The sequence below is a fragment of the Phycisphaerales bacterium genome (assembly GCA_016716475.1).
In the GTDB taxonomy this organism is placed as follows: Bacteria; Planctomycetota; Phycisphaerae; order UBA1845; family Fen-1342; genus JADJWG01.
Map to the genome: position 1 here is coordinate 846,424 of JADJWG010000002.1, position 21,757 is coordinate 868,180.

At 64.0% G+C, this 21,757-nt stretch carries 16 protein-coding genes; 9 read left to right on the forward strand and 7 right to left on the reverse strand.

What is annotated here, in order from left to right:
* Positions 1–248: 248 nt before the first annotated feature.
* On the forward strand, positions 249–2,354 hold the full coding sequence (locus IPM18_11105; protein MBK9120131.1) for a hypothetical protein: 2,106 nt from the start codon (positions 249–251) through the stop codon (positions 2,352–2,354).
* Positions 2,355–2,383: 29 nt separating this feature from the next.
* Positions 2,384–3,586 (forward strand): tetratricopeptide repeat protein, encoded by a 1,203-nt coding sequence (locus IPM18_11110; protein ID MBK9120132.1) that lies wholly within the window; start codon positions 2,384–2,386, stop codon positions 3,584–3,586.
* Positions 3,587–3,697: 111 nt separating this feature from the next.
* On the opposite strand, the gene IPM18_11115 is transcribed toward IPM18_11110, so the two are convergent.
* Positions 3,698–5,920, reverse strand: a complete 2,223-nt coding sequence (locus tag IPM18_11115) for a hypothetical protein (GenBank protein ID MBK9120133.1) — start codon at positions 5,918–5,920, stop codon at positions 3,698–3,700.
* 755 nt (positions 5,921–6,675) lie between these two features.
* Here IPM18_11115 and tal point away from each other — a divergent pair.
* Entirely contained in the window at positions 6,676–7,791 is a 1,116-nt protein-coding gene (tal, locus tag IPM18_11120; GenBank protein MBK9120134.1) for a transaldolase, read from the forward strand.
* Between the two features lie 14 nt (positions 7,792–7,805).
* Here the strand turns inward: tal and pepF are convergent, their stop codons facing one another.
* Positions 7,806–9,695: an oligoendopeptidase F gene (gene pepF, locus IPM18_11125; GenBank protein ID MBK9120135.1), complete on the reverse strand. Its 1,890-nt coding sequence runs from the start codon at positions 9,693–9,695 to the stop codon at positions 7,806–7,808.
* Between the two features lie 235 nt (positions 9,696–9,930).
* Between pepF and IPM18_11130 the strand changes: the two genes are divergently transcribed.
* The 3 genes from IPM18_11130 to IPM18_11140 all read left to right on the forward strand — a co-directional run bounded on the left by IPM18_11130 (position 9,931) and on the right by IPM18_11140 (position 12,940).
* Positions 9,931–11,115 (forward strand): PQQ-dependent sugar dehydrogenase, encoded by a 1,185-nt coding sequence (locus IPM18_11130; GenBank protein MBK9120136.1) that lies wholly within the window; start codon positions 9,931–9,933, stop codon positions 11,113–11,115.
* Positions 11,112–11,762: a hypothetical protein gene (locus IPM18_11135; protein MBK9120137.1), complete on the forward strand. Its 651-nt coding sequence runs from the start codon at positions 11,112–11,114 to the stop codon at positions 11,760–11,762. Before IPM18_11130 ends, IPM18_11135 begins: the two co-directional genes overlap by 4 nt.
* A 110-nt stretch (positions 11,763–11,872) precedes the next feature.
* Complete coding sequence (locus IPM18_11140) at positions 11,873–12,940, forward strand: hypothetical protein (GenBank protein ID MBK9120138.1); 1,068 nt, start codon at positions 11,873–11,875, stop codon at positions 12,938–12,940.
* Positions 12,941–13,145: 205 nt separating this feature from the next.
* Here IPM18_11140 and IPM18_11145 read toward each other — a convergent pair whose 3' ends face one another.
* The 5 genes from IPM18_11145 to IPM18_11165 form a co-directional block, all read right to left on the reverse strand.
* The gene (locus IPM18_11145; GenBank protein ID MBK9120139.1) at positions 13,146–15,131 is read right to left on the reverse strand and encodes a DUF2961 domain-containing protein; all 1,986 of its coding nucleotides are present in this window, start codon (positions 15,129–15,131) and stop codon (positions 13,146–13,148) included.
* A 179-nt stretch (positions 15,132–15,310) separates the two neighbouring features.
* Positions 15,311–16,672 carry a DUF2029 domain-containing protein gene (locus tag IPM18_11150; protein MBK9120140.1) on the reverse strand — a complete coding sequence of 454 codons (1,362 nt, stop codon included), beginning with the start codon at positions 16,670–16,672 and terminating at the stop codon, positions 15,311–15,313.
* Positions 16,662–17,390, reverse strand: coding sequence for a polyprenol monophosphomannose synthase (locus IPM18_11155; protein MBK9120141.1), 729 nt, complete (start codon positions 17,388–17,390; stop codon positions 16,662–16,664). The genes IPM18_11150 and IPM18_11155 overlap by 11 nt, the downstream gene beginning before the upstream one ends.
* A gap of 50 nt (positions 17,391–17,440) precedes the next feature.
* Positions 17,441–18,142, reverse strand: coding sequence for a glycosyltransferase family 2 protein (locus IPM18_11160; GenBank protein ID MBK9120142.1), 702 nt, complete (start codon positions 18,140–18,142; stop codon positions 17,441–17,443).
* Positions 18,143–18,185: 43 nt separating this feature from the next.
* Positions 18,186–18,686, reverse strand: coding sequence for a hypothetical protein (locus IPM18_11165; protein ID MBK9120143.1), 501 nt, complete (start codon positions 18,684–18,686; stop codon positions 18,186–18,188).
* Positions 18,687–18,944: 258 nt separating this feature from the next.
* Here IPM18_11165 and IPM18_11170 point away from each other — a divergent pair, with 258 nt between their 5' ends.
* The 3 genes from IPM18_11170 to IPM18_11180 all read left to right on the forward strand — a co-directional run bounded on the left by IPM18_11170 (position 18,945) and on the right by IPM18_11180 (position 21,751).
* A complete protein-coding gene (locus IPM18_11170) occupies positions 18,945–20,123 on the forward strand; it encodes a rhomboid family intramembrane serine protease (GenBank protein ID MBK9120144.1) in 1,179 nt (392 codons plus the stop codon).
* Between the two features lie 94 nt (positions 20,124–20,217).
* Entirely contained in the window at positions 20,218–20,994 is a 777-nt protein-coding gene (locus IPM18_11175) for a motility protein A (GenBank protein MBK9120145.1), read from the forward strand.
* A gap of 13 nt (positions 20,995–21,007) precedes the next feature.
* Positions 21,008–21,751, forward strand: coding sequence for an OmpA family protein (locus tag IPM18_11180; protein ID MBK9120146.1), 744 nt, complete (start codon positions 21,008–21,010; stop codon positions 21,749–21,751).
* The last annotated feature ends 6 nt before the right edge of the window (positions 21,752–21,757 follow it).

Genomic DNA, 21,757 nt, shown 5'->3' on the forward strand with positions numbered 1-21,757 from the left:
AGCGGCGCGGCACCGGCCAGCACTCCCCGTGCCAGTATTGATGCAGCAGCCCCCCCGTGTCAACGATGATCCCGCGACATCTCCATGGGTGTCACGAGTTGACAATTCCCGACGACTCCAATTTCTGAATGTTGGGGTACTCGGACGCGACGCTTCAAGGCCGGACCGGTCCACGGTAGCTTCACGGTGCGCCAGGCCGCCGGTGGTTGTGGCGGTGGTATGTCCGGGCGCAGCCAGTCGGAGTGAACATGCAGTCTATTATGCCGGTGCCGGCGCAATCCCATGAAGGATGGACTGGACCGTGGATCGAATCCGTCGCACTATTCGTCTTCGGCATCGTGCTGATGAGTTACATCTATGCGGCGTCGGCGCCATCCGCGGGGTTGGAAATCGGCGCCCCGGGTCATGACTCGTTCTATCACATCCGCATGGCGGCGCTGCTGCCTGAAGTGGGGCTGGTGCGCGAGTTCCCCTGGCTCCGCTTCGCATATTTCACACGCACCGGTTCCGAATTTGTCAGTCACCATGTCGGTTTTCATGTTCTGCTGCTCCCCTTCGTGCGGTTGGCCGAGCTGCTGGGAGCGGACGAGTTGGCGGGCGGACGCTGGGCGACGAGCGCATTCTTCGGTGGGAACCTGGTGCTGTTCAACCTGCTGTTGCGGGCGGGCAGGGTGCGGTACCGTTGGTTCTGGCTCGCGCTACTGCTGCTGCTTCCGGTACACTTCTATACGCGGCATGCGTTTGTCCGCGCGATTGGACCTTCGCTGTTACTGATGCAGGTGCTGTTGCTGTTGCTCGTGCAGCAGCGCTACTTGTGGGCGGGTGCCGCGTGTGTGCTGTACGTACATCTTTATCTCGGTGCAGTGACGTACATTCCGGTTCTCGTCGCGCTGTTTGCCGTGGCCGAACTGGCGGCGCCGCGCGATGAAAGACGCTGGCCGTGGCGGCTGGTATGGTCGTGTGCCGGGGGGTGGCTGATCGGCGTCTGCACATACCCCTATGCGCGCGGGATGGCCGAGTTCCTCGTTCTGCAGGTTACGGGTACGGGACTGACACCCGACATCGAGGTGGGGACCGAGTGGCGGCCGTACAGCAGCATCGTGGCGTTTGCGACCATCGCGCGGGTAGCGCTGGGGGTGTGGGGGATCGCGCTGGTAGGGCGATTGAGCACCGGGCCGCGGCTGCGTTCCGGAGAGCTGGGGTTGTTATTGGTGGCGATCGCGTTCCTGCTGCTGACGCTGAAGGCCCGGCGCTTCATCGAGTACTGGCCGCTGCTGGCGGTCCTGAGTGCGGCCTATCTGTCGCGGCCGTTGCAGGAATATGTCGAAGCCGGGTGGGCGCGAATCCTGGCGCAGGGGGGCCGAGGACCGTGGCCGGCGGCAACGCTGGTGGCAGTTGCGGGCGTGTGCGGTGCAGTGATTCTTATGTGGGCGGCGCGCGTGGACATGCTGCGGCCAGTGCTGGTGGAGTGGCGTGTGTGGATTCCGGTGCTACTGCTGCTGATTCTGCCAGCATTGTGCCGTGCCTGGCGCGGAGCAGGGTATGCGGTCTGCGGGCGCTGGGGACAGGGCGGTGGCGTCTTCGTGAGCGGCGTAGTTGGGGGTGCCTGGCTCTATGCCACGGCGTGGTTGGGTGGCGTCACGGGGGAGAGTGGGCGCCTGCAGGGAGCGGTATTTCTGTGGAGTATGACAACCGCGTTCTACGCGCTTACGCCGGCTGTCATGTCGGCGCGTCGCAGCGCTGCGCGCCTGACTCAAAGCGTCGCCCAAACCACCGGCGCATTCGCGGCAGTCTTGGCACTGGCGGGCGGGATTGTCCTGTGCGGAGGAGCCGACCTCGCCACGGTTGCGCGACAAACCACCTGCCGCTACGACCTCGCGGCCATCCGTGCACTGATGGCATTCCTGGAACACGATTCTCAGCCAGGGGATGTCATCTTCACGGACGACTGGGATGTGTTTCCGGTGTTATTCTTCCACAACACCCGCAATCATTACATCGTCGGGCTCGATCCGAAGTTCACGCACGAACGGCGGCCCGACTTGTGGGAACGCTTTGTCCGTATCACCCGGGGGCAGACACCCTACCGTGCCGTGGTGCCGATGCCCACCCCCGACGGTGGGCGTGAGAAAGTGACGATCGACATCGCACTGGAGGACATACGCGATCATTTCGGTGCCCGCTATGTCATCACGGATCGCGACCACCACCGCCTGGCGCAGCAGTTGCGCGCGACCCCGCAGTTCGCGGAGCTCGTCTTCCCAAGTCGCTCATTCGAGCGGGTATCGGAGGCCCCGTATCTCCTGTTCCGCGTGCGTACCGCCACCGGTGAGCAGCCAGCCAGCGATTTGTGAACCGCATCCGGTCGCGTGATAATACCCCCATGCTGCCGGAACCCCCACCCTTGCATGCAGCGCGCGTGGTCTTCACCGGGCGCCTCGCTACGATCGCTCCGCGCATCGCCCGGCAACTCGTCGTGGCCGCCGGCGGTCGGGTGCAGGAGAGCGTCTCCCGCCGCACGTCCTGTGTCGTCGTGGGCATGGGGGGCTGGCCGTTGCGTCCTGACGGTCACGTCAGCGTGCGCTTGCAGCGCGCGGAGACGCTGATCGCTGCTGGGGCCCGCATTCGGATTGTGAGTGAAGCGGAATTCCTGGAGCTGGTTGGCCGTCGGCCGGCGACCGCGCGCGGGAAGGCGCGGTATACCGCTGAAGAGATTGCGGCGCAGGTGGGTGTGCCAGAGGAGACGTTGCGCCGCTGGGCGCAACTCAGTCTGCTGCGCGCGATCGACGGCGGCTATGACTTCCGCGACCTGGTTTCACTGCGGGCGATCGCTGAACTGGTGGGACGCGGTGTGCGGCCGGAAGTGATCGCACGGAGTCTTGTGGGACTGGCGCGGGTCCTGCCGGAGGTTGAGCGGCCCCTGGCGCAATTGCGAATCGTAATGGATCATCCCGGGCGCCTGCTTGCGGAGCTGGACGCCCGCCTTGTTGCCGCAGATGGTCAGTTGTTCCTCAACTTCGATGCCTTGGAAGAAAGTCCACGTCAGATCGCCTTTGATGCCGTCGCGGCTAACGCGACGGCCTGGTGTGCCCGGGGGGCCTGGTTGGCGGAGCAGGAGCGCTGGGCCGAGTCGGCCGCGGCCTACGACCAGGCCCGGGCGCTCGATCGACGCAGCGCTGCGGCCCATTGCGGACTCGGGTTGGCGCGGCGGGAACTGGGACAGCGGGCTGCGGCCGCGGAGGCCTACCGCATGGCGGCGGCCCACGATGCGGAATGTGTGGAAGCATGGCGGGGATTGGCCGAGATTCGGGCAGAGCAAGGACGCTTGCGCGAGGCGGTGGATGCGTGGTGGCAGGTTCTGCGCTGCGCTTCGCAAGATGCGGACGCTCATTTCGACATGGCCGTGTGCCTCGAACAACTCGGCGAACGCGATGCCGCGGCCGAGCACTGGCGCCGCTTCGTGGAGTTGGACCCCGATGCCCCGGCTGCGGAGCTGGCGCGCACGTTTTTTCTGAGTTTACCGGTCGATCCTGCCGAGTCCGACAAGCCAGTGGTGTGCCAGCCGAGTGACGCTGATCCCGTCTGACCGGTGCGTGTTCACTCGCATACCGTGTTCGTACTCACGGCGGGAGTTCCAGTTGGCCTGGGCTAGTGAAGGGGGGGCGCCGGCACGCACCGGCGCCCACTGGAGATCGAACTACATTCCGCCCTTCAGAATCGCGATGAACGGGCTGATGTCTGCGAAGTTGACAGTACCGTCACCGTTGGTATCGGCATTGAGATACTGGCAGTTCGGATAGGCGGCTTCGTACGCGGCCTGGCTCTTGAGCGCCGCGATGAAGGGCGAAATATCGGCGAAGTTCACCAGGCCATCACAATTCATGTCACCGGGGAAGAGCAGGTTCGGATTGATCGCGGTGAGTCGAAGTCCGTTCGGTGAGTAACCCACGATCCACACGAGACCGCTTGGCAGCGTTGGCAAGAGTAGGGGGCTGAACTGGCCGGTGTGCGTCCCGTAGGTCACGATGTCGAAGCTGTCCCCGTGTGCCGGCATGAAGCCGAAGGCCAGACGCACATCGAGTTTGCCAGCCAGGTTGGCATGGCCCTGCACCGTCAGGCGATCGTAGGAATCTGGGCTGGTGCCCCAGATGCGGATGCGCAGCTCGGCGGTGGGGGTGGAGGTGAAGTCGCCATTCACGTGCAACCGACCCGCTGCTAGCGTACTCAGGCACGGCAGCAGGTAAGAATTGTTCTCCAGGTTGCCATGGATGCGGACGTGATCGGTGCCGGGCGCGCCCGCGTACAACACGCCGTTGTTGACGAGCTTATTGCTGCCAAGCTGGAGCTGGCTGCGCTGTGCCATGGAGAGTGTGCCGCTGTTCTCGACGCCGTTGGCATATCCGGCGCCCGGAGCGGTCACCGTGCGGTCCGCCGGGATTGCAAGAGTGGCTTGATTGAGGATGCGGCCACACGAGAAGTCGCCGTAGAGGTTGACGGTCCCCTGGTTGGTGAGCGTGCTGTTGCCCAGGGTCCCGCGGTAGTAGTTGAACGTGCCGTTGTTTGTCAGGTGTCCGCCGAACGTTCCGCCCTCAGCCGCGGGGGAGCCCATCTGGAACGTGGCGTTATTCGCGAAATTGCATGCGAAAAAGGTACTGGGTGGGAACGCGAGGCGGCCGCGCAGGCGGGAAGTGTTAAACATCTGGAAAGTGCCGGCGTTGTGGGTGAGTGTGTTGGTACGAATCTCACCGGTATTGGCGAGGTATATGCCCTGTGGGGAATCGTTCGTCAAGCTCCCGGCGGTCATCAAGCCGCCACGCTGGCTGTAGTAACCGGTGTGATTGAGGACCTGGCCGAGTACCGTCAGGGTGCCGGCGTTCGTGCCGAGATTGACGGCGCTGCTACCCGTATCGCTGCCTTTCCAGATTTCGAGGTTGCCCGTGACCGTGCAGGTGCCGCCATCCTGCTCGTACTTACCGAGCGTCTGCGGACCGACGTAGAGGTTTCCGCCGACATTGAGCACGGCGGGGCCGTCTGCTTCGCTGAGCTTGTACCAGGTCTGCATCGGGTGCGTACCCTGGCAGCCGATGTTGATCGAGCCCACCGTGTTCACGGTGCCGCCGGTCTGGGTGAAGTAGGCGTCGCCGTTCCAGGCGAGTGAGATGTGGTGGATGTTCAGCGTGCCCCCCTTCATCAGGTAGGTGCCGACGCCGCCGGTATTCAGGCCCATGATCAGGCCGTTCGTCCCGACCTGGTTAATTTCGCCGCCCAGGTGTTCAAAGTTGCCCACGTTGCCGTTGCCCAGCACGAATTGGGTGGCAAGCTCAATCCAACCATTACGCAAGTAGTAGTTGCCGAGGGCACTCTGGCCGACATACAAGCGCTGCAGCTCGGCGCCGCCGCCGTGATGGTCAAAGGTACCGGGCGCTCCATAGCCGACATAGCACAGGTCCCCGACCCAGACCCCGCTGATCGTAGTGTAGATGGTATTCAGATAGAACAGCCCCGGACCGTTCCCCTGATATCCGATGTAGAGGATGTCGGAAACCCACAGAAACCCTGTGCCTTCAAGCCAGTACCACGCCGGGCCCACATTCCCGAGACGCACGGTGTCGGCCTCGAGGATGTTCGCCTGCTGGAAAATTCTGCCGTAGTAGCCGGCGCCGCTGCCGTCGATCGTCACGACCGGATACTCGCTGCTGCCGGTCCAGTTGTACGTAACAATCTTGTTGGCGTTACTGCTGACGGCGATGCGGGGAGATTCGGTGTTTGTGGGGCAGTGGCCGAGACTCCAGTTGCCCGAGGTGCTCCAGTTGCCGCCGGTGTGAGGTACGTAGGAGTTGTCGGTGGCGTACGCGGAGTCCACGGACAGAACTGCGAGTGCGGCGACGAGTAGGGAAACATTCAATCGCTGCGTAGACATGGTGCTTCTCCAGGCCCCGATTCCAATTTGGATTGCTGAAAAGGTGGTTGTGGGTTCGTGGTAAGAAGAGCGGCATAATCGTGCGCTGCGTGGAGAGCGAGCGAAGTTATGGTGGAAAGCCCACGGTTGGTTCGGACCGGTCATTTTCGCTCAGCCCCGTTCAAGCAGAAATTGGTTGAGAACGACGTGGTCCGCGCCGCGGCGGGACCGCACACGGTCATTGTACCTGGAGACCGCGATGATTACGACGCGCCTTACAGTTTCCATTGCAGTTTCCAGAGCGAAACACTGTGTTGCGGTTACTGAATTAGCGGAGAGAGCGGTGTTGGTAGTGCCGTGAATTGTGCTATTTGATGGAACTATTCTCATCATCGTCCCGGTGGCCAAACACTCGTATGTCATGCTCGCCAGCGTTAGCAGTGAAAGCAGAACGGCATGTGGGCGGAGTCGCTGGACATGGGCAACGGTCCGCAGCGGGGCTTGGTTGTGGGGTCGGAGTGAGTCGAGGACACTCGTTAGTACTGCTTGCGTGAATCCCCGTGGCCCGAGCGGTAGGGGGGCTGTTCTTCCGCAGGATTGCTGTCGGTCAGCTCTGCCGCTCGAAATGGCACCACCTCACCCAGAAGTGGAAGCGAGCGGGGCGGTTGTCGGGAGCGGCGCCGGGCGGGGCTGACAGCCAAACGACCGCCGAATATAGTACGCGGCGCCTCTTCGGCAGGCCCGATTAGCTCCGGCGGTATTGGAGTGATTCGTAAATGAACCGCATTCAACAGATCTCGCTGCTAGGCCAGGCCATTTGGCTCGACTTCATCAGCCGCGATTTGCTGCGTTCCGGGCAGCTTGCGGATCTGGTGCAGGAGGGTCTTACGGGTGTCACGTCGAATCCCACGATCTTTCAGAAAGCGATTTCGTCCGGCGTGCTGTATGACGACGACATCCGGGCGCTCGCAGCGACCGGTCGGAAACCGCTCGAAATCTACGAGCACCTCGCTATTGAGGATGTGGGGGGGGCCGCCGATGTGTTGCGGCCGGTATACGAGCGCACGCAGGGACGTGACGGCTTTGTGAGCATCGAGGTGAACCCGCACAAAGCCCACGATACGGCGGCGACAATCGAGGAAGCGCGGCGGCTGCACGCGGCGCTGGGCCGGCCGAACGTGATGATCAAGGTGCCGGCGACGCCGGCGGGCCTGCCGGCGATCGAGGCCCTGATCGCCGACGGCATTCACGTCAACGTCACATTGATTTTTGCGCTCGCACGGTACGAGGAGGTAATGGACGCGTATATCCGGGGGCTGCTCGCACGGCGGGCAGCAGGACTGCCGGTGGACCGGGTGGCGTCGGTGGCGTCGTTCTTTGTGAGTCGGGTGGACACCCTGACGGACAAGGTGCTTGAACACCGGATGCAGCACGGTGAGCCGCACCTGGAGCCGTTGCTGGGTCTGGCAGCGGTGGCGAACGCGAAGTTGGCCTACGCCCGCTATAAGGCGGTCTTCGGGGGGTTGCGTTTTGAGCCGCTGCGGGCGGCAGGCGCGCGGCCCCAGCGCCCGCTGTGGGCGAGCACGAGTTCCAAGAACCCGCGCTACGCGGATACCAAGTACGTGGATCCGCTGATCGGCGTGAATACGGTGAACACGGTGCCGCCGCAGACACTCGATGCGATCCGTGACCACGCGGTGACAGCGCAGACGATCGAGTATGAACTCGACCAGGCGCAACGCGTGATGCAGGAGCTGGCCGGAATCAAGTGCGACATGGAATGGGTGACGGCCTGCCTGCTGGAGGAGGGGTTAAAGGCGTTTGTAGACTCCTTCGACCAGTTGCTGGCGGACATCAGCACCAAGCGCGACCGGCTGCAGGCGGTCGTGTAAAACGACCTGCGGCGCTACGGCGCTGCAGACCGGGTCGTTTCCAGCTCATCCAGCAGGCGTTCGAACCGGCGGAGCGCTGCCGTGATGTAGGCAGGGGTTGTCAGATCCACACCCGCGCTACGCATGATCTCAAGTGGATACGCCGATGAACCGGCCCGCAGGAATGCGAGGTAGTCCTCGCGCGCGCCGGGCTCCTCCCGCAGGACGCGCTCCGCGAGCGCGGCGGCTGCACAGTAGGAGGTGGCATACTTGTACACGTAGTGGTTCATGTAGAAGTGCGGGATCCACGTCCAGTAGTCCGTGACTTCCGCGTCGCGAGCCAGCTCCGGACCCCAGTAGCGATAGTGGGTTTCGGTGAACAGGGCGCCGATCCGATCGGCCGTCAGCGGCTCATCGGCGAGGCCGGCCTGGTGCAGGGCATGCTCGAACTCAGCGAACATCACCTGTCGGAACAGCGTGATGCGGGCGTGATCGATCTGCTCGTCGAGCAGCGCGAGACGATCTGCCTGCGACGTGGCACGGGCAAGCTGGTACTCCTGAAGCAGTAGCTCGTTGAAAATCGCCGCCACCTCGGCCACGAACAGACTGTAGTCGCCGTTCACGCGCGGCTGGGTCGTGTGGGTGTAGTAGCTGTGCAGCGAGTGGCCCAATTCGTGCATCAGGATGGACACGTCACGGGCCGTTCCGTTGTAGTTCACGAGGATATAAGGCGGTGTGTCGTACGACCCCCAGGAGTAGCCGCCCGGGCGTTTGCCCTGCGACTCAAGGGCATCCACCCAACGCTCGTCAAACGCGCGGCGGGCGAGTGCGACGTACTCTTCGCCCAGCGGTGCCAGCGCTGCCACGATCATCACGACCGCTTCATCGTAGGGAACCAGGCGCGCGCCACGCTCGAAGAGCGGCTGGTACAGGTCGTAGCTGTGAATCGCGTCGAGTCCCAGGATCTCCCGGCGCAGACGTGTCCAGCGATGCAGCAGGGGCAGATGTGCGCTGACGGTCTCGACCAGGTGACGATACACCGACTCGGGTAACTGATCGGGAAATTGCGTGGCTGCCAGCGGGGTTGTGAAGCCGCGGGCCCGGGCGTGGAAGATGTTCGCCTGCACCCCGGCACTCAGGGCGGCGGCAAAGGTGTTCCGCATCGCGCCATAGGTTGCCATCGTCGCCCGAAAGGCCGCCTCCCGCTCGGTACGGTCGCTGGACCGCATGGCCTGATCGAAGCGGCCGTGGCTGAGTGGTCGCATGCTGCCGTCGGGCAGCGTCATGCTGCGCCACACCAGGTCGGCACCGCGGAGCGTGCTGTAGAAATTATAGGGTGCGGCGGTCACACGGCTGGCCATTGCAAGCAATTCTTCCTCGCGTGTAGACAGCTTGTGCGGGCGCTGCCGTTCGAGATTGTTGAAATAGTGCCGGTACACGGCCAGACCGGCATGCTGCTCAGACCAGCGAACGAGTTCGCCGGCCGGCAGGCGGAGCAGCGTGGGCTCGATCCAGGCGGTGGCCTCGGCATACGCGACTTGCAGTGCAGCCGCCCGTTGCTTCATGGCCTGGGCGGCCTGGTCGCGCGTGTCCTGATCGGAGAGCTGGTGGGAATAGACGACCAGCTTGTCGACACGCCAGCGGACCCCCTCGCGCAGTTCGAGCAGGGTGTGCCACTTGTCGAGTTCCGCGACGTTAGTGACAGGAGTGGCGGCCGAATCCGCAACCGCCGCACGCAGCGCCGCGATCTGCTCTGTGGCGTGACGAAAATCGGTTTCCCACGCGTGCTCATCTGCATAGGTGAGGGTCAGGTCCCACGTATAACGCGTTGGAATCTCGCTGCGCATCGGTACGCGGTCCTCCGTCGCGCTGACCAGCGCAGTCGGCATCAGCAGGTTCAGCACGGTGATTGCCAGTAAGCGCATCTGAAGTGTCCTCGCACAGATCGGCCCGATCGTGACGGATGCAGTCTCGCGTGGACACTGTGCAGCGCGCCAGTGCGGAGGTCAAGTGACGCGTGACGTCAGTGGGTGGCAGTTTCGCTCCGCACCGCTGGTCCGTCGCGGGTTGTGCCCTACAATAGAGACCTGCGAGTGGTGTCCCGTCAGCGGGCGCCCAACGCCAAGTTCCGTTCGGGCCGCTAATGAAGGAGATTCACGCGTGCTTGGAAACAGAACCACGTTCGGCATATGCGCGGCCATGGCCGGGCTTGGGCTGGTGAACGTCGCGGTTAGGGCCGCAGACGAACCTGGGCGGCGCGTGCCTGAGGGCGTCTGGGTGCGACCGGGATATACGCTGAGCGTGGCGGAAGCGACGATTCGCGCACCACGATTCATGGCCTTCGGAAACGACGGCACGCTGTACGTATCACTGCCGAACGCCGGCGAGATCAAGGCGTGCCGGGACACGACCGGCGATGGTTACTTGGATTGGGTGACGACCTTCGTGCAGGGGCATCGGTCCGTGCATGGACTTTGCTGGCACGAGGGCTGGCTCTGGTTCAGCGAGAGCGGGGCGATCTTCCGCGCGCAGGATCGTGACGATGACGGCACCGCGGATGTGACAGAACCGATGATTCCGGCCGGGCGCCTGCCGAGCGGTGGCGGACACTGGTGGCGATCTCTGCTGATTCATGGCGACCGTCTCTACACCAGTATCGGCGACAGCGGGAACATCAATGATGAGACCGACACGCCGCGGCAGAAGATTTGGACCTACGCGCTCGACGGCACCGACGAGCGGCTCTTCTGTTCCGGGCTGCGGAATACGGAAAAGCTGGTGGTGCGCCCAGGCACTGATGAGATTTGGGGCATGGACCACGGCAGCGATTGGTTCGGTGGTGTGCTGGAGCGCAGAGCGCAGGCCGGCCAGCCCATCACGGATCTGAATCCGCCTGACGAGATGAACCGGTACGAGCAGGGGGGGTTCTATGGTCACCCGTTCATCGTCGGGAAACGCATCCCGCGCTACGAATTCATGGACCGGAAAGACATCGTCGAACTGGCCGCTCGGTCGATTTCGCCGCAGTGGCTGACCGGTGCGCACTGGGCACCCAACGCGATGGTGTTCTACGACGCGGAGCAGTTTCCCGGCGTCCGGGGCAGTGCGTTCGTCGCTTACCACGGCTCGTGGAATCGCACCGATCCGGCGGGCTACTGTGTCACGCGGGTTCTGTTCGAGGATGGCAAACCCTACGGCGAACAGGTCTATGTGCGTTTCCTCTCGGCCGAACCGAAGGTGCTCGGCCGGCCTGTGGACTGTGTGGTGGCCCCGGATGGCTCCCTGCTGATCAGCGATGATGGCGGGCACCGCATCTACCGGTTGCGCTACACGGGGACCCCATGATGAAGCGGCTGTACCTCCGGCAACCCCGCTGCGGAGTTCCGTTAGGCGCGCTGCTCACCATCGTTGTACTGGTGGCCTGCGCGGGTTGCGGCGACTCCGGGGCGCGCTCGGACGGCTCGTCCCAGGACGCGATCGGGAAGCCGCCGGCCGTAGCGCGACCGAAGCTCGCCCCCGAGGGATTCCCTGACCTGACGCTGACTCCGATCAACACCTTCGAGCAACGCTGTGCGGGTTGTCATGGTCCGGAGGGACTCATGTTCACGCCTGCGTTTCGAGAACGCAGCGCGGGAGAGTTGCGGACATTTGTTCGTGAGATGATGACGCAGAATGCCCGGTTGCGGCCCGGTCGCACGGAGGAAAACGCGATGGTCGCTTTCCACCGGGCATTGCAGCAGGAGTTACCCTTCGCGGTTTTGACGAATGCGGAGTCCTTCGGGCTTGGGCTGGCGACTTCGCTGCGAGGGGAGGTCACGGCAGGTACCACGGTGTTGTTGCGGGTGGGGGACGAAGAGCGAACGGTGGACGTGGTCGGATCGGCTTTTGAACTGCATGATCTGCCGGAGACGCGCTTCGAACTTGTGCTGCAACGGGGGGCCGCTTCGGCCCTGCTACGCTACCCCGATGCGTTGTGGTCGGACGTACCCTGACGAACGGCACATGCGAGTTGCGCCGGGAGGTTTCGACGGCAGCGACGGCACGCTACACTGTCGGGCACGCGGCCCGCAGCCGGTGGCGCCGCAGTTCGTGAGCAGCCGTGATGCACCCAGCCGTTCGAAACTTGCCGACCCCGGATCCGGATTTCACGACGTTTCTTCGTGTACTGCGCCGAGAGCCGACCGACCGTGTACCCCTGATTGAACTCGCGATTCATCCGCAGATGGTCGCAGCGCTCCTGGGCGAACCGCTACCCGCAGCGGGAACCGTGGACGGTGCCGCCGCGCTCGTGCGACAGAACGTGCGGCTGCACCATCGGCTTGGGTTCGACGCGGTGAAGGTATCAGCTCCCATTCCCTGGGGGATCACGCGGCTGCATGCGACCGATCCGGAGCCGCCCAGCGGGCGCTTGGCCTGGGCCGACGAGCACGCGGGTCCGATCGCAACCCAGGCGGACCTGGACGTTTTTCACTGGCCGGATCTGGCGGAGGTTGACTTTGCGCCGGTGCATACGGCCATTGATGCTTTGCCGGCCGGGATGAAGCTGCTGGGCTTCTGCGGCGGAGTACTCGAATTCGCGATGGACTTGATGGGGATGCAGAACTTTCTCGTGGCAACTCGTAAACAGCCGGAATTGGTACGGGCGGTCGTCGACGGGGTCGGTGGACTGCTTGAGCAGGTGTTGGAGGCGTATTGCCAGTTCGATGCGATCGGTGCGCTGTGGCTGGGTGACGATCTAGGTCACAAGCATGGTCCGTTGCTGGCCCCACGCTGGGTACGCGAGTACCTGGTGCCGTGGTATCGGCGCTTCGCCGATGTCGCTCATCGGCACGACCGGCCTTTCCTGCTGCATACCTGCGGCCATACCGCCGGGTTGATGCCGGACCTGGTAGGTGCGGGAATCGACGCGAAACACAGCTTTGAAGACGTGATCGAACCGGTGGAACAATTCTACGATCACTGGCACGCGCGTATCGCGGTGCTTGGGGGCATCGACGTCCATCTGCTCTCGGTTGGTACGCCGGAGGAAGTGCGTGCGCGGGTTGAAGCCGTACTTGCCCAGACGGTGGCCGGTGGCTACATGTGCGGCTCGGGCAACAGCATCCCGAACTATGTTCCACCTGAGAACTTCCTCGCTCTGGTTGCCACGGTGCATGCGCACAACGCGTGATTCCCATTTCGCACAGAATGGCCCCCGAGTGGTCATGACGGTATGGAACTTCACCGACCCACAAGGTGAGTGCCGGCGCCGCTGGGCGGACTGACATCCGATGATGCCGCGTGCCGCATCCGCGCGGGGCAACAGACAACGGGAGCCGATGCCCCAGCACCAACCCCATAGGCCCCGTGTGCGGTTTGCGTCGATGCCCCGGCCACTACGGCTGGGCGACGGGCTCCAGCCGCAGGTAGTCCAGCCCAAACATGTACTGCTCCGCGGCGGCCTCATTCCGGCCGACGATTTGCGTCGAGAAGCGGTTCTCCCCGGCACGAAGTGAGAACGCGCCCAGCAAGCGCTCCTCCGAGGCCACTACCGTTGGGTTGTACAAATCAACCGTGTCGGCCACATCCTCACCGTTGATCGCCAGCCGGAACACCCCGTAGTCATTCGCCTTGACGAACCGGCCAAAGACCTTGTAGCGGCCAGGGGCCGGTGGTTCGAACGCAAGCTCGAGAACATCACCCGCGCGGCCGCCGCGCCACCAGAGGTGCCGATTGCCACTACACCCGGGGACGTCCTGCGGGAACAGTGTTCCGGTGTGGGATCGCACCGCGAGGCGCTCGCCTTCCAAGGCCCCGGTGACGGTAGCCACGGGCAGTGAACGGGTGTGCAACTCGCCGCTGGCAAGCGGGGCGTGATTACTGGTGGCGCCCGGCCGGGCGTACCAATACGTAGCGACGGCCAATTCCTCGATCACGATGTTGTCGCGCGCGTGCCAGATCTCCATATCGAAGCGGAAACTGCGTGTGAACGGAATCTTGTCGAGCAGGTGCCAGCGATTCACGGCGCTGGTGTCCTTGTTGCCCGGTGCGTCGGCCCGCGGTTGCGCGTGGTACGCATGCTCGAACGGCTCGTTGCTGCACCAGGCGTATCCAAAATAGTCCTCGGTGCCCGTGCCGAAGTGGCTCGGGAACTCCTCGTCGTCGACGTAGATCTTCTCGTCGCCCTCACCCCACCACTGCACCACGGGATTCACGACCGAGAACGCCGCACCGACAAACACGCCCTGGCCGCGGATGCCGACGTAATTCCAGTCGATGAAGGGACGCGCCGGCACATCGCGCGTAACGCGCCAGCCCGCATTGAAGTACAGTGAACGATTCGTCCACGGACGCTCGATCGGGCGTGCCCGCACACCCAGCCGCACCGTTTGCCGGCCGAAATTCTGAAATTCGAAGATCGCTGAGTTGCGGAACGGCATCGGCCAGCGTGACCAGAAGATTCCGTCGGATGTGACGCCCAGCGGCAGACTGTCGTAGGGGTTGATGCCGGGGCCCGCGCCGAAGAAGTCCCCAACCGGCACGGCGACCGTGGTGTGGCCGTCGAAAGTCATGGTCAGCAGCGTCTCGCGCAGGGCGGCGATGCGGTCCTCCGCCTCGACGACCAACTCGAAGGACTCGACCGCAGCCGGAAAGGAAGTGCTCAACTCATGCCTTTCGCGATGGCCGGGCAGCAGTTCAATGGCGACCTGCGGTGGGGGTTCGGTGGTCCGGCCGACGTTGGCGAGTGCCGCGCACACGGCCGCGATCAAGGATGCTTCCCGGTCAAGATCAGCCACGGTGAAGGTGCGCACGGCTGTTCCGGGGGGATAGGTACGATAGTTCACATGGTAGTAGAACCCACCGGCGTCGCTGGTGATCTTGCAATGGCGGGCATAAGGCAGCGGAAAGTGCAGGTTGAAGCCGCGCGCACGCACGCCGGCCAGCGGTTCCGGGAAGCGCGGATCGCGGCCGCTCAGCAATACGTCCATCGGCCCTTCGAGGGCCGGCGTCGGGTTGTGGTCAAGGTAGACACGCAACGTGCCCTTCGGGTTGGCCGACCAGATACGGACGACCGTCCCAGGACCGGCGACGTCCACCAGCACATGCTCCGTGCGGCCGTCGCGTTCCTCGGTGGCGACGAACTGGCCGTAGTCGGCATTGGCAAACCAGCCCTCGTAATCGTCCGGGGTCGTCGACTTACGGTCGTAACTGGAGGCCTGATGGCAAGTGAAGGCCGGGTTAGGCAACTGGGTGAGTTGGGTGAGATCCGTCATCTCGCGGAGCAGCGTGCCGGTGTGCACAGCGGTGAGCGAGCAGCCCGGGGCAGTAAACAGCAATGCGGCAATGGAAAGCAAGGAGATGGCATGGAGCGCGCGTTTCATCGGGGCCTCCTCACGGCGCACGGATGCGAGCGAGAGCGTTCCGGCCTACGCACCGCCGCCGCGTGGTAGGGTATCGTCCCGCGTGCACAGTGACCAGTGTGTGGACAACCTAGCGAAGGTGCGTGGAACCTCGTGGCGATTGGGCCCCAAGGCGGGCCGACCACCGCTGTGATGGGCTTTCAGGGCCGTGCGTCGGTGTCGTCGGCGAGCGTGACGCGTGGCATTCGCCGGTCGTCGCGGTCCGGCCGTGTGGCCAGCCACAGGCAGGCGCCCCACACCACAAGGATGCCGGCAAGCGGCGCGCCCGCCGCCCGTGCGGCTGGAATGGCGAGCGACACGATCGCCCCGCCCCACAGCAAGAGCGCCCCCAGCGGTACTACAGCGATCCGGTGTGTAGCGCGCCGCACACGCTCAACCCGGTCGGCCAGCAGGGCCAGCACCCAGTAAACGAGCGGCAGGTAATGTGTCCAGACCAGCGGTGCGGCCAGCAGCAGCACCGCGCACCAGGCGCCGAACACCGCTCGCAGGCGCCGCACCTCGGCTTCGGAATCCGGCGGCCAGCGCAGCGGCCCACGAAACGTCACGGCCAGTGTCGCCCCGCCGATCAGCGCTGCAATCAGGATGTACACGCCAACCCGCACGGGTGGCGGGACATCCATGATGTTCACCAGGAGCGGTGGATTCTCCGCGCCCTTCTTCGAGTCCGTCGGAGTCAACAGTCGCCGCACCACCATCGGAAGGGAGGTGTTGCTGTACAGGGTCTTGAGCGGCTCGGCCGCGGTGAGCGTTTCCACCGCGGAGTGTTCGTGCAGCGCGGATCGCAGGAAGGCCGCGTGGCCGTCGGCGGTCTGCCGCCAACTGAGCGCGATCGTTGGCAACACAATCCCGAGCAGCAGCAGCGTCGCGAGCGCCCCGCCCCCGACGCGCCAGCGCCGCCGAAACAGCAGGAAGAGCACGATTGCCAGTGGCAGCAGTTTGATGAGCGCACCCAGCCCCAGCAACGCACCGGCCTCCCACTCGCGTTCGTGTTCAATGAGGTACCACGCCGCCACCACCAGGAACAACAGCAGCAGGCCGAGATTGCCCACCACGAGGCAGGCATGCACATACGGCAGCGCCAGCAGCACGGCCGCCCAGGTAGCCGGGCGCGGTCGACCGAGCCCATTGCCGAGGAGGGCTTCGACCAGCACGACCGTCAGCGCAAAGAGACCCAGCGACATCAGGGTGAATAGTCCGGCCGCCAGCGGCAGCGGCAGGAAGCTCCACGGCAACATGAAAAGCGTGAAGAAAGGCAGATAGTTGTGCACGCCGAATTCGTCGGTGAGCAGCCCGTAGTTCCGCAAGTGCCTTGCGGTGAACCAGAAGTCACGGAAGTCGCTCGTGCTGGCGGCCTTGACGTCTTCGTAGTCGGTTAGGTGGCTGATGCCGGAGGTGCGTTTCGCAGCCACACCCGCCAGGAGTGTGCCGTAGAGGATTGCAATGGTGATCAGCGGCCCCCAGCCGCGCCACCAGCGTGCTGACCATGGCGTGTCAGCACGCATGGCGGTCCCGCCGTCGCTGCCGCAGTACGAAGACGTAAAGCCGCGCCAGGTGCTGCAGGTAACGCCACTGCTCGGCGAAGTTCAGCTTGGTCTGGCCGGCAGCCCGGTCCGCGAACGCAATCGGAACTTCCACCACGCGCTTCCAACCATGCCGCACAATCAGTTCGAGCGCAATCTTGTAACCGATCGGGTGCAGGGTGTTCAGGTTCAAGTCGTCGCGCCGCACAGCGAAAAAACCTGACATCGTGTCGCGTACAGGCGTGAGCGGCCGCGCCAGCAGCCGCCCGCCCCAACTGTTGAGCCGGCGATACCAAGGCCATTCGAGGTCAACCCGCCCGCCCGGCGTGAAGCGGCTGCCGATGACCATGTCGGCATGGCCGGCGCGGAGCGGAGCGACCAGGGCAGGGATGGACTCCGGTGGATGCGAGAGGTCGGCATCCATGGACACGAGATAGCGCCCACGGGCGGCACGCAATCCGGCGATTACGGCTGTCGCAAGACCCCGCTCACGCATGCGTACCAGGCAGCGGACGGGCAGACGCTCGGCCAGTCGTTCGGCCTCACCACCGGTGTCGTCGGGTGAATTGTCGTCGACAATCAGCAGTTCGCTGTCGCGCGCGTCGAGTGTGGCGAAGATGCGTTCCGCCAGCGGCGCAAGATTCTCACGCTCGTTGTAGGTCGGCACGATCACCGAGATGTTCACGGGCGTGTCGATCATGACCAGGCCGCGTACGGCGGTTCGGTGCACGCCTTCCCGCGGAAGGCGAATCAGTCGGCGAAGGCGTACCGGAAGATGGTGTACACGGCTTGTACACCGTCGCGCCAGGTAATCTTTTTACCCTCGGCGTACGAGCGGAAATTGTAGCTGATCGCTACTTCGTACACACGCCAGCCACCGCGCGCAATCTTCGCGGTCAATTCGGGTTCGATCCCAAAGCGGTTCGAGCGCAGTTTCAGGCCGTGCAGCACCTCGGCCCGAAACGTCTTGTAGCAGGTCTCCATGTCTGTCAGGTTCAGGTTCGTGCACATGTTCGACAGCGTCGTCAGAAAGCCGTTCACCCGGGTGTGCCAGTATGCGAGGACACGGTTCTCCGTCCCGCGCAGGTAGCGCGAGCCATACACGACATCGGCCTGACCGGAAAGGATCGGGCGAAGCAGCTTTGGATAGTCGGCGGGGTCATATTCGAGGTCGGCATCCTGAACGAGCAGGATATCACCGCGGGCCTCCGAAAAACCGCGCCGAATCGCTGCACCCTTGCCCTGGTTCACCGGTTGGCGGAATACGCGGATGTTCGCCCCGGGAAACTCGCGCTCCAGCAGCGGGTACAGGTCGGGGGTGCCGTCGCGGGAGGCATCATCGACCAGCACCAGTTCCCGTTCGATCTCGAGCGGCACCGCCAGCACCCGGCGGATGATCTCGAACAGCGTCCGCTCTTCGTTGTACACCGGCATCACGACCGAAAGCAGCATTTTACCCTCGCACCCCGCCGCGCGACTCCGTCATCGAGTTCTGTCAAACCGTCGCCGCCAGCAACGGGAACATCTCCACGTCGCGCGTGTCAAGAGCCGCGCGCAATTGCGCGCGCAGCGTCGCCAGCGGCAATCGCCAGAGCCGTCGCGCTAATGCGGGCAGATCGTCCCGGGTGGAGCCCTGGTCCGCGAACGCGTCCAGCAGCCGGCGCTCGAGCGGGTAGCGGTCGAAGAGGGGCCGGCGAAACTCCTCCCACGTCTCCAACACCACGCGCAGGAGCGGTGATCCGGGTTGGCTGGTCCAGTTGAGACCCGCGAACGCCAGTAAAGCCGCTGACTCCAGGTGCGGGTCGGCGTGGTGCGCGATCATCATATGACGTACCGCGGTGGCCGGCCGGCCGTGATCAAAGCCGCTGCAACCGGCCAGGTAGCGTGTCAGCGCACAGCGCGGGAAGTGCGCCAGCCGTTCCTCGAGCAGCCGGAGACGCTCCTCCGGAGCGCTGTGAGCGTAGCTGTGGATCAGTTCCGCCGCACGGCGCGCCATGCTGAATCTCGTGCGAAGTAGGGGCTCCGGCGCTTGCGAGCGCACACCAATGGACACGCTAATGGTGGTCGCGACCGGAGTCAATCGGCGGCCCACGCTGTGCTTGCGAGGGTTCCTTCTGCGGCCGGCCTGCACCTCCGGTGCCCGTAGTTCCGCGGGCTGCCCGGAAGCACCGCCCGCGGTAGAATCCAACCTGCGCCTTCGTCCGCGCCCGGTGGTTCCGCGCGTGGGACGACGTGCGACGCGTGAAGGGAACGCATGCTCATCCCGATCGGAACCGAATACCGGCCGCGCCAGGTACCATTCGCCAACTACGCGCTGATCGCTCTCAACGTGCTGGTTTTCCTTGCAACGCACGTATTCGGGGGGCGCCTCGGGGAGCAACTCGTCGGCATTTTCGCACTCGACGGTGCCCGCCCCAACCTGTACCAGTACGTCACCTACCAGTTCCTCCACGGTGATCTTTGGCACCTGTTGGGAAACATGCTGTTCCTGTGGATCTTCGGCAACGCGGTCTGCGACCGCATGGGTTGGCTGGGCTACCTGCTTTTTTATCTCGGCGGCGGCGTCTTCGCGGGCGTGGCGTTCACCTGGGAGGCGGACAATCCGATGGTCGGTGCTTCCGGTGCGATTGCGGCCGTAACGACCGCGTTCCTGGCGCTCTTTCCGCGCGTCCACATCACGATGCTGGTCTGGATGTTCTTCATCTTCACATTCCAGTTGCCGGCCATGCTGCTGATTACATTCAAGCTGATCCTGTGGGACAATGTGCTCGCATACATGCTTACCCAGCAGGCGGGCGTCATGTCCCAGGTGGCTTTCTCGGCCCATCTCGGCGGCTACGCATTCGGCTTCGTCGTCGCCTTTGTACTGCTTGCAGCGCGCATTCTCCCACGGAACCAGTTTGACCTTGTCGCGCTCTGGGATCGCTGGCGCCGCCGCCAGGGATTGAAAGTCACCGGTGGCAATCCAACCGCAGTCCTCGCTCGTCCGATCGTGATGCAGGAGATCGGCTCGCGCCCACTGGAGCAGGTGCCGCTGACACCGATCGAGCGCCTGCGCGAAGAAGTCGCCACCGCGTTGGGAAAACGGGATACAGCCGCGGCCGTCACGGCTTACCTGCGGCTGTTGGAACTCGATGAACGGCAGACTCTGGCTCGCCCGCAGCAGCTCGAAATCGCGAATTATCTGGCCCAGGCGGAGCGTTATCGGGAGGCCGCCGGTGCTTACGAAGCATTCCTCTCCGCCTATCCGGGCTCGTCGGACGCAGGGCCGGTGCTGCTGTTTCTCGGACTGCTCTACAGCCGTTATCTCGGTGAAACGGAGACGGCGACGGAGCGCCTCCAGCACGCCCTGGGCGTGCTGCAAAGCGCGCCCCAGCGAGCACTGGCGGAGCAGGAACTGGCCGCGCTGGGTGCGCACCGTGCGGGCAACTGAATGGGGGGCACCTGGGGGTCGATACCCATTGTGATGCGCAGCCCTGCAGCCGGAGCGTGCCGGGCTGGGCAAAGTGCAGGGTATCGGACCCAACATGGATATCGCGACCACCGTCGGCATTCTGGCGTGCCTGCTGCTGCTGTTCGTGTCCATCTCGCTGAACGGCAGTGTGCTCACGTTCGTGGATCCGGCCTCGATGATTCTCGTGTTCGGCGGGGCCGTGGCGGCGACGCTGATGTGTTTCCCCCTGCGCAACATGCTGCGCATCCTGGCGGTGGTGAAGAAGGTCGTCCTAACTCGAGAGCAAGACCCGGTCGAGCATGTGGCGACCCTCGTGCGGTTGGCCGAGGTGGCCCGTCGGGACGGCATTCTGAGTCTGGAGAATCATCTGAACGACGGGGCCTACGACGATTTCATGGTGCGTGGCTTGCGAATGGCGATTGACGGCCAGGATCCATCCGTCATCCAGGCCGCCATGGAGCAGGAAGTCGAGACCCTGATCGAGCGGCACGGCAACGGCAAGGCCCTGTTCGAAACGCTCGGCAAGTACGCCCCCGCCTTCGGCATGATCGGAACGATCGTCGGCCTGATTCTCATGCTGCGCAACATGGATGATCCGGCCAAGCTGGGGCCCGGCATGGCTCTCGCCCTGATCACGACCTTCTACGGCTCGTTTCTCTCGAACGTGTTCTTCCTACCGGTTGCCGACAAGCTCGGCGTTCGCAGTTCAGAGGAGGTCAGCACGCGCCTGCTGATCATCCGTGGTGTGATGAGTATCCAGAGCGGTGATAACCCCCGCATCGTTCAGCAGAAACTGATGGCCTTCCTCGACTCCCGCCAGCGCCAGCGCCTGGCGAGCGAAGAGCGGTGAGCGGGAGCGGTCCATGGCGCTCAAAAAACGCATTCGCAAGGAGCTGAGCTGCCCACTCTGGCTAGCCACGTACGGTGATCTTGTCACCAATGTGCTCGTCTTCTTCGTGCTATTGCTCTCGATGAGCGAGATCAAGAAGGATGATCGCTTCATCGACTTCATGCAGGCGATCCGCGAAGCGTTCGGTTACGTCGGGGGGCTCGAATCCGTCCCCTACGAACAGGTGCTCAGCCCCAAGAACGTCGAACTGGCCAAGATCCTGATCGTCCCGGTGCAGCCGAAAGAGTGGGCGAAGGCCCCTGACCCCGGGATCCGCAATAAAGAACAGCGCGTTACTTACATCCGCCGAGAGGACAAATTCGCGATCGGCGGCAAGTTCCGTTTTGAGGAACTTTCAGCCACCCTTGGTCCCGACAATCAGGCCCTGCTCGCCGAGTATATTGAGAAGCTGCGCGGGTACGAGACGCAGATCGAACTGCGCGGGCACTCCAGCCGCTTCCCGGTGGCAGGCAGCCCGTTTCGCGATCACTTCGATCTGTCACTGGCACGGGCCAGGGCGGTGGCGGAGGCCCTCATGGCCCAAGGCGTGGCGCCCGAACGCATCGTAGTGGTTGGGGTCGGGACGAATGAACCCGTCCGGCCTTACGCATATAGCGCGGCCGAACGCAGTGAGAACGACCGCGTCGAAGTGCTGCAGGTGCATCGCACGCTCACGGAGCTGGCTCCAGGCGAGGGGGAGCCGACCGGCATAGAGTAGGAGGTG

Coding starts and splice junctions, on each gene's coding strand:
- IPM18_11105 (MBK9120131.1), top strand. CDS start 249: ATGCAGTCTATTATGCCGGTGCCGGCGCAATCCCATGAAGGATGGACT.
- IPM18_11110 (MBK9120132.1), top strand. CDS start 2,384: ATGCTGCCGGAACCCCCACCCTTGCATGCAGCGCGCGTGGTCTTCACC.
- IPM18_11115 (MBK9120133.1), bottom strand. CDS start 5,920: ATGTCTACGCAGCGATTGAATGTTTCCCTACTCGTCGCCGCACTCGCA.
- tal (MBK9120134.1), top strand. CDS start 6,676: ATGAACCGCATTCAACAGATCTCGCTGCTAGGCCAGGCCATTTGGCTC.
- pepF (MBK9120135.1), bottom strand. CDS start 9,695: ATGCGCTTACTGGCAATCACCGTGCTGAACCTGCTGATGCCGACTGCG.
- IPM18_11135 (MBK9120137.1), top strand. CDS start 11,112: ATGATGAAGCGGCTGTACCTCCGGCAACCCCGCTGCGGAGTTCCGTTA.
- IPM18_11140 (MBK9120138.1), top strand. CDS start 11,873: ATGCACCCAGCCGTTCGAAACTTGCCGACCCCGGATCCGGATTTCACG.
- IPM18_11145 (MBK9120139.1), bottom strand. CDS start 15,131: ATGAAACGCGCGCTCCATGCCATCTCCTTGCTTTCCATTGCCGCATTG.
- IPM18_11150 (MBK9120140.1), bottom strand. CDS start 16,672: ATGCGTGCTGACACGCCATGGTCAGCACGCTGGTGGCGCGGCTGGGGG.
- IPM18_11155 (MBK9120141.1), bottom strand. CDS start 17,390: ATGATCGACACGCCCGTGAACATCTCGGTGATCGTGCCGACCTACAAC.
- IPM18_11160 (MBK9120142.1), bottom strand. CDS start 18,142: ATGCTGCTTTCGGTCGTGATGCCGGTGTACAACGAAGAGCGGACGCTG.
- IPM18_11165 (MBK9120143.1), bottom strand. CDS start 18,686: ATGGCGCGCCGTGCGGCGGAACTGATCCACAGCTACGCTCACAGCGCT.
- IPM18_11170 (MBK9120144.1), top strand. CDS start 18,945: ATGCTCATCCCGATCGGAACCGAATACCGGCCGCGCCAGGTACCATTC.
- IPM18_11175 (MBK9120145.1), top strand. CDS start 20,218: ATGGATATCGCGACCACCGTCGGCATTCTGGCGTGCCTGCTGCTGCTG.
- IPM18_11180 (MBK9120146.1), top strand. CDS start 21,008: ATGGCGCTCAAAAAACGCATTCGCAAGGAGCTGAGCTGCCCACTCTGG.